Here is a 14,056-nt window from a genome sequence, read left to right as displayed (position 1 = left end):
AATGGGTTAACACCTCGCACCGCCCACATCCTTTTCAAACAGGTTGCAGATGGCATCCACTTCCGGCCGACCGGCAGGGAGAATGCTGATGAAGCGGCCTGACAACTCAATCAACCCCTCACGACTCAATTGCTCCAGCAACGGCCAGACCGACGAGAAATACCTGGAAAAAACCAGCCCATAACGTCTTTCGATGGCGCGTATATCCAGTTCCAGATCACACGCCAGTCGCTCCATGACCATTTGCCTGATTTGCTCCCCCGCCTCGAAGCGCCAGCCTCGACACGTCGGCAATTGCTGCCTGTCCAGTTGCTGCTGATAGCGTTCAATCTCGTCGGTGTTTTGCGTGTACAAATCGTCGATCTGGCTAATGGCACCCAAACCGAATCCAACATGATCGCAATAGCCGTGACGGGAGAAACCCTCACAGGTACGGCGCAACCGGCCTCGCTCCTGAGCGACTGCCAAATCATCATCGGGCCGGACAAACTGCCCCATACCGATGTAGTGATAACCCGCGCAAAGCAGTTGATCAAAGCAGATCTGGCGCATCGCACCTTTATCGACCTGGCTGCACTGCTCTCTGACTTTATCACCGAGCACCGGACGATAGCGTCGTGGTGGCCGGGCATAATCGAACACCATCAGCCGGTCTGGCTCCAGCTTGATAATGCTCGCCAGCTTCAACGCAAAACTGTCTGGCGTCTGCCAGGCATGGCCAAAACCCAGATCGACGTTGATGGATCGAAAACCAAAGGTCCGCGCCGCGTCCATGAGCGACTGGATCGGCGCCGGGTTCTGGTAGCAGGCCACCGACCTCTCACAGTCGCTGTCGAAATCCGGTACACCGATGCTGACATGATTGAACCCCTGGTCGCGCAGCACGCCCATGGTCGCCCAATCGGTTTGATAAAGGTCCACCTCGACGCTGTAGTCGCCGCAATCATGTAAGAGAAAGTTGAAACGGCGACGCAGATGACTCATCAGCCGCCCTATGTGAGCAGTGGTGAGTGTTGCGCCGCCCAGATGAAACTGTTCCACCCGTTGCTGCGCATCCAGGTGGCAACCGACGAGGTCGATCTCCTGCTCCAGATGCTGGAGGTACTGCTCAATACCCTGGTGCTCGTCGGCGCTATCACGAGGGGAACAAAAGGCAAGCTTGAGGCTGGAGGGTAGCTGCACGTTCAGGGACAGCGGACGTCGCTTCTGGCGGCTGACGCGCAACGCGCGAAGCAGATCCAGTGATCCGATACCCTCATGGAATTTTTGCGTGTCGGCATGACAGTTGGGGTCGAGCACGCCCTGATCGCACCGGGCGACCAGCTCGCCGGGGTTGTGAAAGAAATCGAGCATGAAGGTCTCCGACACTGGCTGCGGGTCATCAGTGTCGGGGTTCAACGATCAATACGCCTTGATTTGCATCAAGCACAAGGCAACGTCTTGGAAGAACAGACCACCCGTCAAAGCCGATCACCAGGTCAGATAAAACATTCCCTTGGCCAGCAGCACGATAACGACCATGTGACAAAACAGGCTGCCGTGGATGAACTGCAGGTACCGCGAACTCATTCGGCCACGTTTGAACAAAAACATGGCCACCAGGAAGTGCAGCAGTACGCTCACGGCCACCGCGACTTTCAAGGCCAGCAAGGTGCCGAACGATGAAGCCAATGGTGAGGCAAGGACTGGCAGGTAGCGCAGCCAGACCATGCCGAGCCCCGCACCGAACAATACCAGCAGCACCCACGGCATCAGCGAGCGCGCTCGCCGGCCGATGCCTTCCTCCACCAGCAACATGACCCTGGTGGGTAGCTGTTTGCGGATACTTTCAAGGAACAGAACTTCGAAGAACACCGTACCGATAAAGATCAGGGCGGCAAACAGATGCAACGTCAGAATCAGCGGATAGATCATGGAGGTGTCGCCTTGAGTCAAGGCAACCCGTTACGCACGGGTATGTCGATCTCTGGAGACTACTGAGCCGTCGGCTCCATGTGGTTGACATCGATCAAGAAAGCCACAAAACCCACACTCACCGCACTTCATCGACGGCGAATCCGATCAGAACCGGCCGGCGACCGAGTCGGTCAGCAAGTTTCCCGGCAAAAGGCAACAGCACCAGTGACACCCCTACCGAGATCACACCCGCCAGCAATGTGTCCCGGATCGACATACCGGTGATCAGGTGAACCTGCGAGGGATAGCTCACCATCCATACATAGTTGAGCAAGTTGCATTTGCCGCGTTACGTATCGTCCTCGTAATTACAGGGCTTCTGTTCGATAGTATTTTTGCAACCGCCAGCGCATGGGTAGGCCGCTGGCTTGAACGAAGCGCGCTGGCGCAACGTATTCAGCAATGGCTGTTCGGTACTCTTCTCATAGGATTCTCCGTAAGGCTGGCACTGGTAAAGCAAGCCTGAATCCCAATTATTGAAGAGCTGTTTCATTGGCGACTGTGGTGTTCGCCCATTCGCGTCGGAACCGGCGCGAAATCGCCGCCTTAATAACTGGAGCGCTTGATACAACCCTTTCGGTCAGGTGGGCTCAACCAGAGCGAGAGGCTCTCGGATGAGTCATCGATTCGGATAGAACTCGATTGGCGCCCGGAATAATACTGAAGTATGAGACGCCCATATACAGTGACTATCGGCTACAAACCTATGCACGACTGCTTATTTCCCTCTGGAAAGTTACTCTACTTTCAAAGGTTCCAGAGGACTTCATCGTGAACAAGCTACTGATGAAAACAATTGGCATTGTATCCTCCCTGGGTTCGATCTGTTTGAACTCGGTAGTCGTCAATATGGAATGTGAATCAAGCGTGAATGACCCGTTTTTTGAAAACGGTTCCCGTGTCTGCAGCGTTAACAGTGCGCCAACACCATGGGAAGCAGACTCAAAGCATGCAGCCTTCATAGTCCGCGACGCTGATCGCCTGAGCCCCGGATCGCACCTGATGAGTCCGCGCAAGTTCTATGTTCATCACGGCATCTACCTTGGCGATGGCAAGGTCGCTCATTACTCAGGATTGAGTGCATCGCTGCAAGCCGGCCCTATCGAAGTCACTGACCTGGATCGCTTCGGCAACGGCAGTTCCATCTGGGTAGATCAGGAGCAGTGCGCTTTTTCCAGCGACGAGATCATTGTGCGGGCCATGTCGAGAGTCGGTGAATCACAGTACAAAATACTGTCAAACAACTGCGAACACTTTTGCAATTGGTGTATTAACGGCAATAGCTACAGCGCACAAGTTACCGAGTACCTCCATCGCCCTTTCCGCTTGGTGCGCATACTTTTCTCGTCGAAGACAGGTTTGATAGCTTAGTTTGTCGTACGCTTCCCCAACTTTATGTTAGCTGTCTTCACTCATAGAAACGCGGGAGCGACGTCGTTTCCCGGCACGAACCAAAACGCTTTGCTTTCGGATATGGGTTTTGCTTGCTGCAATTTCGCCAGGGGTGTTCACTGCAATCACCCGTAACGAAATGCGTTCCCAGCAGGCCTATTGATTGATATGAAAATCTCAATTGAACCGACGGTAGCTGTAGAAAATCCCGCCCCCCCTACCCTTCATATGCACCTCCAGAGATTTGGCGCCGCCACGCTTTCAGCCGCCATCTTCATCATCGACACACTCACTTCCATCCATATCGCCATTGCGGTGCTCTACGTCGCCGTGATTTTGATGTCGGTGAACCTGTTTTCCCGGAAAGGTGTAATTGGCGTTTCGCTCTCCTGCTTTGGATTGACGTTGGCTGCGTTTTTTATTTCCCATGGCAGCGACTTCAATAGCTCCGCGTTCGCCCGTTGCCTGGTCAGCCTGTCCGCGATCGGTATCACCACTTTACTGGCACTGAAAAACAAAGCGGCCAATGACGAGTTGCAGGAGCAGGTGCGGATGCTCGCGCAAACCCACGACGCCATCATCGTTCGAGACATGAATGGCATCATCACCACGTGGAGCCCGGGCGCCGAAGCCTTGTATGGCTGGTCAAAAGCACAAGCTATTGGTCAGGATTTTCGAAAGCTCCTGCGGCCTCAGCTGACGCTCACCTGGGAGCACGTGATGAACTCGCTGATTGAAACCGGCCGATGGGAAGGCGAAGTTGTGGAACACCGTCGTGACGGAACACCCGTGACGGTTGTAAGTCGTTGCTCCCTGTCACGGGACGAGAGCAATCAACCAAAAGCGGTTTTGGCCACTCACAACGACATCACCGAGCAAAAAAGGGCCATCAATGCCCTGCGACGCAGCGAAGCGTTTCTGGCCGGTGCTCAATGGCTGAGTCAGACCGGGAGCATTGGTCTGAAAATCCCAAGCGGCGAGATGTATTGGTCCGACGAGGCTCGGCGGATATTCGAGTTCGGCGACGACGAGGAACCACTGCTGTCCAGCGTCCTGAAAAAAACCCATCCAGATGATCTGGACGTGGTCAAAGTATCAATCAAGCACGCCTATCAGAAAGAGCCTCACATCAAGGTGGACTACCGGCTTTTGATGACTGACGGGCGGATCAAGCATGTGCAAATGCTGGCTCATCCCGTCCAGGATGCCGCCGGGAATTTTGAATACATCGGAGCACTGATGGACGTCACCGATGCAAAAATGTCTGAGGAAGCGCTCCACCGCTCGCAGACAGAATTGGCTCACGTGACCCGAATCACAACGTTGGGTGAACTGGCCGCATCGATAGCACATGAAGTCAACCAGCCATTGGCGGCCGTAACCACCAATGGCACTGCCGGTTTGCGTTGGTTGAATCGCGAGGTGCCAGACATCGACGAGGTGCGCAGTGCAATGGAGCGGATGATGAGCGAGACCCATCGAGCGAGCGAGGTGATTCGACGTATCCGCGCAATGTCACGCAAGACCGATCCTCAAAGCGTCCCGGTTGATCTCGTGGAAGTCATAGAAGAGTCATTGGCACTGGTCGACAGAGAGGTCAGACGGAACAAAATTGTGCTAGACCATCAATACGATACTGAGGTTGCCCAGATTATTGGTGACCGTGTCCAACTTCAGCAGGTCATCATCAATCTGATCATGAATGGTGTGCAGGCAATGTCCAATACCAAAGGTAAACATCGCACACTCCATTTGCGCCTCAGGCGTTCTGATGCGGGCGAACTGTGCGTTGATGTCAAAGACAACGGCCCCGGTATTTCGCCGCAAAGCATGCCTAAACTCTTCAACGCTTTCTACACCACCAAGCCCGATGGAATGGGTATGGGGTTATCCATTTGTCGATCGATCATTGATGCTCACGGTGGCCGTATCTGGGCAACAAGTGAAGCAGGTGAAGGCGCGGTATTCCACTTGTCCTTCCCCTCCAGCAATGAGGAGCCTGCGTGAACGCAGATATTTCTTCCATAGATAAGGCCCCGGTTGTCTTTGTGATTGACGACGAGGCCCCCATGCGCGAAGCGCTCAGTAGTCTCTTTCGTTCGGTGGGGCTCCAAGTGCAGACGTTTGCCTCGCCGACAGAATTTCTACAACTACCCGATCCCGATGCGCCCAGCTGTCTGGTCCTCGATGTACGGCTTCAAGGCGCCAGTGGCCTGGAGTTCCAACATCAGTTAGTGGAATCGAAGATCGCATTGCCCATCATCTTCATCTCCGGACATGGAGACATCGCCATGTCAGTCAAGGCGATGAAAGCCGGGGCCGTGGATTTTCTGGTCAAACCGTTCCGCGATCAGGATTTGCTGGATGCCGTCGCCGCTGCTCACCACAGGGATGCCAAGCGTCGGGAAATCGACCAGCAGGACGCCGAAATGCATGCCTGCTACCAAACGCTGACACCCCGGGAGCGAGAGGTCATGGCCCACGCAGCCAAGGGCCTGATGAACAAACAGATTGCGGGAGAAATGAATCTGAGTGAAATCACCGTCAAAATCCATCGCGGGCATGTGATGAAAAAAATGCACGCAAAGTCGTTTGCAGACCTGGTTCGAACGGCACAAGCCCTGGGGATCGGACCAAAACGCTGAGCAACACATACGTGTGTATGATTTCTTTTAAGGCTATCGGCAAATAGAGTGGAATTGGCGCGATAGCTTTTCAGCTGTTTCGAACCCATTGATATCGCGCCAGGATCTGCGCGATGAATAAAATCCCTGTGATCTCCATTGTCGACGATGACGAATCTGGTCGAATAGCACTCAGTAGCCTGGTGCGCTCCATGGGCTGTGAACCCAGTCTTTTTTCCTGCGCCGAAGATTTTCTCGCCTGCGCCAAAAGCTACAGCACGGACTGCCTGATCTCGGACGTTCAAATGCCGGGCATGACTGGCCTGGACCTGCAATCTGAACTCCTCAGTAAAGGGCACGACATCCCCATTATTTTCATCACCGCATACCCGGAGGAGTTGGTTCGCAAACGTGCAAATTCCGCAGGGGCGATCTGCTTTCTCAGTAAACCATTTGATGGACAAGTCATGATTGACTGTATTGAACAAATCTTGAGAAATAGGGAGACAGGCCTTGTCACAAATTGACAACCGCGAGGCGTCCAGCAAAGCCCAGCGGTTTAACGGCCAACATTAACTGTCTCTTTTCCGACGCCCAGCCTTAACCCACTCAACTAACACCTACATACTCAAGTATTAGCCCTTACCACTTACACCCTAGACAAACAAAACCTACGTAGAAGTGCCAAGCAAGTCATCATCAATCACTATACAACCAAGCCAACGACAGCGGCATTTCAATTAAATATCAGCCATCAACGCTGTTTAATTGATTCGGTTATTACCGCCCGCCTAGAGGCTCACAAGCAATGAGCCAGATGTCCTTTGAACACCGTTCTTTGCGCGCCGAAGCACAATAACGGGCCGCAACCCTTTTGGTGATGACGATGAATAGAAACGATCTTCGCAAAATCGACTTCAGCCTTCTGATCGTTTTCGAAACGCTGATGCACGAACGAAATCTTACCCGCGCCGGTGAGAAATTATTTCTCTGTCAATCGGCAATCAGTGCTTCCTTAAATCGGTTGCGTCAGTTTTTCGATGATCCGCTGTTTATTCGGATGGGTCGAACCATGGAGCCCACGAGCAGAGCATTTGAAATACAACTCACGTTGACTCCGGCGCTGGACAACATGGCGGCTGCGCTGAGCAATGTTAGCGAATTTGATCCCACGACCAGTACCAACGTCTTCAGAATTGGACTTTCCGATGATGTGGAGTACTCCTTGCTGCCGGGCCTGCTTCGCCAACTGCGTATGGAAGCGCCTCAAGTCAGTTTCGTCGTGCGCCGTACCGACCATTCTTTGCTGGCCAACCAACTGGCTACGGGCGAGGTGTCACTGGGCGTGTGCCACTCCCGGGAACTCCCCGCCAATGCCAAACGAAAATTTCTGCGCAGCATCCGGCCGACTGTTTTAAGTGCCAACACCCTCACGGGTCTACTGGACCTCAACGAGTACTGTAATCGGCCACATGTCTCTGTTTCGGTCAACGGTGAAGCGTCCGATTACATTGACCGGGCGTTGGGATCTCTGGGGCGGCAACGCCAGATTATCCTGGCAGTTCCGCAATACAGTGCGCTTAAAACACTGCTTGAGGACACGCAGATGTTGGCCGTCGTACCCGATTACGTGGCCAAGGCCATGATTCGACAAGGTGGTTTACGCGCGGACCCCGTTCCGATGAGTCTCCCGACTCTCGATCTATCCATGTCATGGAGCGCCACATTGGACAACGATCCAGGCGAGCGTTGGTTACGCTCGAGAATTACTGATTATTTAAGTGAAAAAAGTGGAAGATTGATCGAAATTAGTGCAAAAAAAGAAGCAGCTTAAGATTCCAGTCAATAATTAAGACCCACCAAGGCTAATTATTTCAATAATTGGCAGAGGAAATCACGACCTCCCTTAAACAATACGCAGGCAGCACAAAAGTTCAACAGTATTAGATTTATCCTATTTAACAGATAAATCGTTACTCCCTCTTATTCTTGGACGATGTTTAGCAAGACTTCTAACATTGGTCATCGCAATCTCACACAGAGGCTTAACGCCGGTACTTGCACATGAAAGCACTCATCGAAGGCTTCATAAAGTTTCAAAAAGAAGTTTTCCCGCAGAGAACGGATCTTTTCAAATATCTCGCCACCACTCAAAATACAGAAACGTTATTTATCACGTGCTCCGACAGTAGAGTCATTCCGGAACTGCTCACACAGCAAGAACCCGGAGAGCTGTTCGTTATACGCAACGCTGGAAACATAGTTCCCTCCTATGGGCCGCAGCCGGGGGGTGTCACCGCCTCTGTCGAGTATGCCGTTGCGGTACTCGGGGTCCGTGACATCGTCATTTGCGGTCACTCGGATTGCGGAGCAATGACGGCGGTTTCCAGTGGCAGGTCATTGAATCATTTACCGGCAGTGGCAGCCTGGATGAGCTATGCAGAGTCCGCAAAAGTTATGAACGCGACCCGTACCCACGCATCCGATAAAGAACGTGTCAGCTCGATGGTTCGGGAAAATGTTATCGCTCAGCTCTCCAACCTGAAAACCCACCCCAGCGTCAGATTGGCTTTGGAACAGAAAAAACTGAATCTGCATGGTTGGGTGTACGACATCGAAACAGGGTCCATCGTCGCGCTCGATGGCAGAACCAACACATTCGTTCCATTGGCGGAGTTCCCGGAAACTACGGCATAGGACTCACCTGTTCCCTAAGCACATTGCCTGCTCGACCACGATGTCCCCACACATTCGGAGTGAAAATCATGGCTGAATCTGAAACCCGTCCCCCACTGCCCCCTTTCGATCGCGAATCGGCGATTCTTAAAGTCCGGCTTGCAGAAGATGGCTGGAACTCTCGCGATGCAGAAAAAGTTTCACTGGCTTACACCACTGATACCCAGTGGCGAAATCGGGTCGACTTCGCAGTAAACAGGTCTGAAGCCGCAGCATTCCTCACCCGAAAATGGAACAAAGAGCTGGACTATCGACTGATCAAAGAGTTGTGGGCATTTACCGATAACCGCATCGCGGTACGTTACGCCTACGAATGGCACGATGACTCCGGTCATTGGTATCGCTCATACGGAAACGAGAATTGGGAGTTTGCTGAAAACGGACTGATGGCTCATCGGTTTGCCTGCGTCAATGACATGCCAATCAAAGAATCGGAGCGAAAATTTCGTTGGCCGTTAGGCCGTCGCCCTGACGATCATCCAGGTCTTTCTGATCTAGGCCTGTAACCATTGGCGTTCGACAGACGATGTAGCGAAACGTGGTTTGGAGAGTAGTGCGCTCTTCACACGAAAATTTGTAAGTGTCAAAGGCAGACGACTGCAGGCCGTTACTCCCTAAAAAATTACGGCTGTGGAAGTAGATTGCGCCTGTCCTTGACTTTCCCCTCTGCGACTTACACAAAGCTTCGCCTCGTCGGCCAGATCGAGGCGAAAGCTTCACCCTCCCCACCGCAGCGCCAACAGCCTCGCCAATGCCTCTGGCAGATCGCTTAGCCAATCCCGGAAAGGCCGGACCGTTATCGATTCAGGATCATGGTCATGGGATTGCGTGGTCCAGACCACATCGTAACGAGCGAGGATCTCAATCATGTCGCTGCGTTGGTAAGCCTTTTCAAGGGCGGCCAACGCAAGTTCTCGAAAAGCTTGTTCGACCGCGCCTGGCCATAACACCGCACCGACAGTGCTCGCCACCGCTCCACACTGATGGATGCGGTGAGCGATACCGGGAGCGAGTTTTATAGCCTCGCCTTCCTGAAGTAAGGCGATTCGCTGTCGACCGGCACGAATATCCAGTTCGCCCTTGAGCGCCACCACCAGTTTGGTTTCCTGACGATGCATCAACGGTAGGTTGTGAGCCTGTAAGGGCAACACAAAGCGCATCGCCGTGCCCACCCCTCCAATGCTTGCCTGGGCTACGTCAATCCACACCGGAAAGCCGTTGGGGATCAATAGCAGCGCCTCTGAGTTTTTAACGTTCATCAACACTCCGACCTGCATCTATAGGAACCACCTATGCGCAGGATTGTATATCGGTCTTGGACGCTATGGAGCAAACGGCAGAAGATTGCTTCACACCCAAGCAACACCAACCTGGCAACCGCCACCAAGCAAACCCGATAGGAGAAACACCATGCAACAGTCCCACGCTTACAACGACACCAGCCTCGAGCTGACCGCGAAAATCCTCGACGCCAAGGCGCGTAAAAACCTGTCCTTCGAAGACGTGGCCCAAGGCACCGGCCTCGGTCTGGCTTATGTCACCGCCGCCCTGCTCGGCCAGCATCCACTGCCTGAAGCCGCAGCCAAAGTGATCGGCGACAAACTGGACCTGGACGCCGACTCGGTCGCCCGTCTGCAAATCATCCCACTGCGCGGCAGCCTGTCGGGTGTTCCAACGGACCCGACCATCTACCGCTTCTACGAAATGATTCAGATCTATGGCACCACCCTGAAAGCCCTGGTTCACGAACAGTTCGGCGACGGCATCATCAGCGCGATCAACTTCAAGTTGAACATGCAGAAAGTTGAAGATCCGGAAGGCGGTCACCGTGCAGTGATCACCCTCGACGGCAAGTTCCTGCCACTGCGTCCTTTCTAAGGATGCAACCGGACCTGTAAATCGGCCCGCAGCCTTGCGGGCCTGCTTCAAAAAAATTCTTAACCCTTTTCGATCAATCACCACATTTGAATGGAGGATCCGTCATGAAAAAAATTCTGTTTCTTGCCCTGTCACTGACCGCTTCGCTGTCGGCCTACGCCCAGCCAGCCGTAGTCGCACCGGAGGCCATTCCATATGCGTATGGCATGCAGCTGGATATCGCCAAAGTCATTCACATCACCCCGACGGCGGATGTCTGCGGCCCGACAGCCGTGCAAATGGCTTACCGCGATTCGCACGGTGAAACCCACATCCTGGAATACAGCGTGATCGGTAGCGGCTGCACCAACTGACGGTCACTCACTCAATACTCAATGAAAGGTAAAACACCATGAAAGCGCTCATCGAAGGTTTTTTGAAGTTCCAAAAAGAAGCATTCCCACAACGCACTGACCTGTTCAAACACCTGGCCACCACGCAACATCCGGGCACCTTGTTCATCACCTGTTCCGACAGCCGCGTCGTACCGGAACTGTTGACCCAGCAAGAGCCTGGCGAACTGTTCGTAATCCGTAACGCTGGCAACATCGTGCCGTCCCACAGCCCCCATTCCGGCGGTGTGTCGGCCACCGTCGAATACGCCGTCGCCGTACTGGGCGTGACTGATATCGTGATCTGCGGCCATTCCGATTGTGGTGCCATGACCGCTGTCGCCAAGTGCAAGTGCATGGATCACCTGCCTGCGGTCGCCGGTTGGTTGCAGCATGCCGAGTCGGCGAAAGTCATCAACGAATCGCGTCCTCACGCCAGTGAAAGCGCCAAAGTCAGTTCCATGGTGCGTGAAAACGTCATTGCCCAACTGGCCAACATTCAGACTCATCCAAGCGTGCGCCTGGCTCAGGAAAAAGGTCTGGTGAATCTGCATGGCTGGGTCTACGACATCGGGACCGGTTCAATCGACGCCCTGGACGCCGACAACAAGACCTTCAAGTCACTGGTCAAGCATCCGAACACCGTTGCCGTTCATGCCCGTCCAGCAAAAGCTGTTGCCTGAATCAGCCGCTAATTTCCAGGAGTACTCAACATGCTTGAAGTCACTATGTACACCACCACGACCTGCCCCTACTACCGCAATGCCAAGCGTTTGCTCGATACCAAAGGGGTGGCGTACAAGGAAATCGATGTGCGCTCAGTCGACGTGAAAAACGAAATGATCAGCCGAAGCGGTCGCCATACCGTCCCGCAGATCTTTTTCGGCAACTGGCACGTTGGCGGCTTCGATGACCTGGCTCAACTTGAAAGCGAAGGCGGCATCGACCTGGTACTCAACCCGCGCATGGCGGGATGAGCACCGATGACGCCAGCTCACAATTCCAGCACCAGGGGGGCGTCGCCCTCCTTGGCTTGCGCTGGCACCGCACAGCAAATCAGTACTTCCCCTTCGGCCGGCATCTCAGCCGGCAGGTTCAGATAATGCACTTGGCCACTGACCAATCGGGTCCGGCATGTACCGCACGATCCGCCCCGGCAACTGAAGTCCGGGTTCAGGCCGCGGCTCTCGGCCAGTTCCAGTAAACTCCCGCCACCCGGCTCCCAACGAGCTTCCTTCGCCGACGCCGAAAACAGCACTTTGACCGGGCTGCTTGCCGCGGGTATCTGCTCGACCGCCGGGGTTAAATGATCCCGTTGGCGAACCAGGGTCGAAGGACCGAAAGTCTCCGCGTGAATACGATCATCGCCAATACGCAACTGACGCAGGCCGTCGTAAAGCGCTTGGGTAAAAGCACCAGGGCCACACAGGTAAAAGTCGTAATCGTCCAGGGGCAGCAAAGCCTTGAGCAGTTCGACATCCACCCGCCCCGCCACCTCAAAATCCTCACCAACGCGAGCATGAGTTTCCGGCTGGCTGAGCAGGCGCAGCGCACGAATTTTATCCTTGGCTCGAGTCGCCAGTTCGTAAAGCTCATCGCGAAACCCGAGTTCACCCAGGCTGCGCGCACTTTGGATGAACCAGGTGGGTCGAGTGCGACGGATGCGTTCGCCTTCATAAATCACTTCGCGCAGCATCGACAGCAGTGGGGTCACGCCCACGCCCGCGGCCAGCAAAACCAACGGTCGATATTCATCGGCTTGCACCGTGAAACGCCCTTGAGGGGCGCGGGCTTCGACCAGATCCCCTACCTGAACGCGGTCGTGCAGATGCGACGAGATGAGTCCGTCACGCTTGACGCTGATGCGGAAAAAACTGTCCGACGGCGCACTCGACAGGCTGTAGGTTCTGACCAGAGGCGCCTGTCCTTCAGCAAGGCAAAAGCGAACCGGCAGATGTTGACCAGCCTCGAACCGCGGTATGCCCGCGCCATCGGCCGGTTCAAAATAGAAGGAGCGAATGGAACTGCTCTCGTCAACGATCCGCGTCACCCTCAGCGGTCGCCATTGATCGCGCAGGTAATCGGCTTGCAATCGGCCCTCAGCTTGCTTCCAGCTGCCCGTCATCAGGCTGTTAGGTGAAAAACCTTCAAACCGCCAACGGAGGGCCAACACAGCCTGACGTCGAACCACCTGTTCCACGGTCAGCGTCCAGAGCCGTTCGGCCCCCTGAAAGGCGGCAATCTCCGGCCCCTCGAGGATGATCTCGGTACGCCCGCTGACTTGCAGCATGTCGCCTGTTTCAAAATCGATGAACACCAGCCCCGCGCGCGGGTTGAGCAGGAAATTACCCAAGGTGTTGAAGTGCAGGTTGCCGGCGAAATCGGGAATCGTCAGCACGTTGCTTTCTATCCTGACGAAACCTGAATTGCCACCTCGGTGAGAAACGTCTACCGAGCGCCGGGTTGCGTCGCCATCCAGGTCGACATAGCTGGCGATGAAAAAGGTATCGGCCTTGCTGATGGTCGCCTTCGCGGCTTCATCCAGTTCACTGAGGCATTCGACCGCCACGTTTGCCGAGGCTTGGCCAAGGCTGACCGGCTCAACGCCTCGCAACTGGATGTATTGCGGGCAGTTGCCGAAAGCGTGCACCACAGAAACGGCAAAACCGCCTGACGAGGCGGTACTGATGTTGCCGTTCATGCGATTGCGCCTTCGGGTCTTCAGGTCAATACCCAGCAGTCCCACCGCAGCGCCCTGCTTAAGGGCCGCCCGAACCGGATCACCCTCGGCGGGCAGGCGGTCGAGTTGCAGCATTCGCGGATCGGGAGAATGGATGAAGCCAGGGGGGCCTTCGATCAACGTGGCCCAAGGCATCCCTTGTTCATCGACCGCGCCCACCACCAGGTAAGGCAACTGGTTGTAAAACAATCGATGCTGATCAGGCATGAAGTCACGCACGACCTTGCGTCCGAATATCTCCATTTGATCGGCGACGCCGACGCTTTCCTGCAATTCACGCTCACCCGCATGCCAAGGGGTTGTTCCTGGCGCGTCCGACTGACTCATGATCACCTCTACGCATTCGTAAACAGGTGTCC

Annotated in this window: 16 protein-coding genes and 1 pseudogene; 12 read left to right on the top strand and 5 right to left on the bottom strand. The window is 54.5% G+C overall.

Features of this window, described 5'->3' with window-relative positions; all coding sequences use genetic code 11:
• Positions 1-6: 6 nt before the first annotated feature.
• From ACM6IQ_RS28390 to ACM6IQ_RS28380, 3 genes are all read right to left on the bottom strand, one after another.
• Positions 7-1,353 (bottom strand): coproporphyrinogen III oxidase, encoded by a 1,347-nt coding sequence (locus tag ACM6IQ_RS28390; protein ID WP_414880409.1) that lies wholly within the window; start codon positions 1,351-1,353, stop codon positions 7-9.
• Positions 1,354-1,470: 117 nt separating this feature from the next.
• On the bottom strand, positions 1,471-1,914 hold the full coding sequence (locus ACM6IQ_RS28385; protein ID WP_414880408.1) for a CopD family copper resistance protein: 444 nt from the start codon (positions 1,912-1,914) through the stop codon (positions 1,471-1,473).
• 118 nt (positions 1,915-2,032) lie between these two features.
• Positions 2,033-2,230, bottom strand: a complete 198-nt coding sequence (locus tag ACM6IQ_RS28380; RefSeq protein ID WP_414880513.1) for a hypothetical protein — start codon at positions 2,228-2,230, stop codon at positions 2,033-2,035.
• 6 nt (positions 2,231-2,236) lie between these two features.
• Here ACM6IQ_RS28380 and ACM6IQ_RS28375 point away from each other — a divergent pair.
• The 8 genes and pseudogenes from ACM6IQ_RS28375 to ACM6IQ_RS28340 form a co-directional block, all read left to right on the top strand.
• Positions 2,237-2,422 (top strand): annotated as a pseudogene (locus tag ACM6IQ_RS28375) (LysE family translocator); the annotation flags it as partial.
• Positions 2,423-2,727: 305 nt separating this feature from the next.
• Entirely contained in the window at positions 2,728-3,327 is a 600-nt protein-coding gene (locus ACM6IQ_RS28370; RefSeq protein ID WP_414880407.1) for a lecithin retinol acyltransferase family protein, read from the top strand.
• A 189-nt stretch (positions 3,328-3,516) separates the two neighbouring features.
• Positions 3,517-5,355 (top strand): ATP-binding protein, encoded by a 1,839-nt coding sequence (locus ACM6IQ_RS28365; protein ID WP_414880406.1) that lies wholly within the window; start codon positions 3,517-3,519, stop codon positions 5,353-5,355.
• Positions 5,352-5,993 carry a response regulator transcription factor gene (locus ACM6IQ_RS28360; protein WP_414880405.1) on the top strand — a complete coding sequence of 214 codons (642 nt, stop codon included), beginning with the start codon at positions 5,352-5,354 and terminating at the stop codon, positions 5,991-5,993. Before ACM6IQ_RS28365 ends, ACM6IQ_RS28360 begins: the two co-directional genes overlap by 4 nt.
• A gap of 113 nt (positions 5,994-6,106) precedes the next feature.
• Positions 6,107-6,499: a response regulator transcription factor gene (locus ACM6IQ_RS28355; protein ID WP_414880404.1), complete on the top strand. Its 393-nt coding sequence runs from the start codon at positions 6,107-6,109 to the stop codon at positions 6,497-6,499.
• A gap of 359 nt (positions 6,500-6,858) precedes the next feature.
• A complete protein-coding gene (locus ACM6IQ_RS28350; RefSeq protein ID WP_414880403.1) occupies positions 6,859-7,806 on the top strand; it encodes a LysR substrate-binding domain-containing protein in 948 nt (315 codons plus the stop codon).
• A 230-nt stretch (positions 7,807-8,036) separates the two neighbouring features.
• Positions 8,037-8,669 carry a carbonic anhydrase gene (locus ACM6IQ_RS28345; protein ID WP_414880402.1) on the top strand — a complete coding sequence of 211 codons (633 nt, stop codon included), beginning with the start codon at positions 8,037-8,039 and terminating at the stop codon, positions 8,667-8,669.
• A 68-nt stretch (positions 8,670-8,737) separates the two neighbouring features.
• On the top strand, positions 8,738-9,214 hold the full coding sequence (locus ACM6IQ_RS28340) for a DUF1348 family protein (protein ID WP_017338979.1): 477 nt from the start codon (positions 8,738-8,740) through the stop codon (positions 9,212-9,214).
• Positions 9,215-9,424: 210 nt separating this feature from the next.
• Here the strand turns inward: ACM6IQ_RS28340 and ACM6IQ_RS28335 are convergent, their stop codons facing one another.
• Positions 9,425-9,967 carry a hypothetical protein gene (locus tag ACM6IQ_RS28335; protein ID WP_414880401.1) on the bottom strand — a complete coding sequence of 181 codons (543 nt, stop codon included), beginning with the start codon at positions 9,965-9,967 and terminating at the stop codon, positions 9,425-9,427.
• A 151-nt stretch (positions 9,968-10,118) separates the two neighbouring features.
• Between ACM6IQ_RS28335 and cynS the strand changes: the two genes are divergently transcribed.
• The 4 genes from cynS (at position 10,119) to grxC (ending at position 11,934) form a co-directional block, all read left to right on the top strand.
• Positions 10,119-10,586, top strand: coding sequence for a cyanase (cynS, locus tag ACM6IQ_RS28330; RefSeq protein WP_017338981.1), 468 nt, complete (start codon positions 10,119-10,121; stop codon positions 10,584-10,586).
• A 104-nt stretch (positions 10,587-10,690) separates the two neighbouring features.
• Complete coding sequence (locus tag ACM6IQ_RS28325) at positions 10,691-10,939, top strand: DUF2790 domain-containing protein (RefSeq protein WP_017338982.1); 249 nt, start codon at positions 10,691-10,693, stop codon at positions 10,937-10,939.
• Positions 10,940-10,977: 38 nt separating this feature from the next.
• Complete coding sequence (locus tag ACM6IQ_RS28320; protein WP_414880400.1) at positions 10,978-11,640, top strand: carbonic anhydrase; 663 nt, start codon at positions 10,978-10,980, stop codon at positions 11,638-11,640.
• 30 nt (positions 11,641-11,670) lie between these two features.
• Positions 11,671-11,934, top strand: a complete 264-nt coding sequence (grxC, locus tag ACM6IQ_RS28315; RefSeq protein ID WP_414880399.1) for a glutaredoxin 3 — start codon at positions 11,671-11,673, stop codon at positions 11,932-11,934.
• A 17-nt stretch (positions 11,935-11,951) separates the two neighbouring features.
• On the opposite strand, the gene ACM6IQ_RS28310 is transcribed toward grxC, so the two are convergent.
• The gene (locus ACM6IQ_RS28310) at positions 11,952-14,024 is read right to left on the bottom strand and encodes a pyridoxamine 5'-phosphate oxidase family protein (RefSeq protein ID WP_414880398.1); all 2,073 of its coding nucleotides are present in this window, start codon (positions 14,022-14,024) and stop codon (positions 11,952-11,954) included.
• Positions 14,025-14,056 lie beyond the last annotated feature (32 nt).

This window comes from Pseudomonas sp. IT-P100 (assembly GCF_949767185.1).
Classification (GTDB): Bacteria; Pseudomonadota; Gammaproteobacteria; order Pseudomonadales; family Pseudomonadaceae; genus Aquipseudomonas; species Aquipseudomonas fluorescens_B.
Note: the sequence above shows the minus strand (reverse complement) of the source record. Positions and strands in the feature narration are given on the sequence as shown.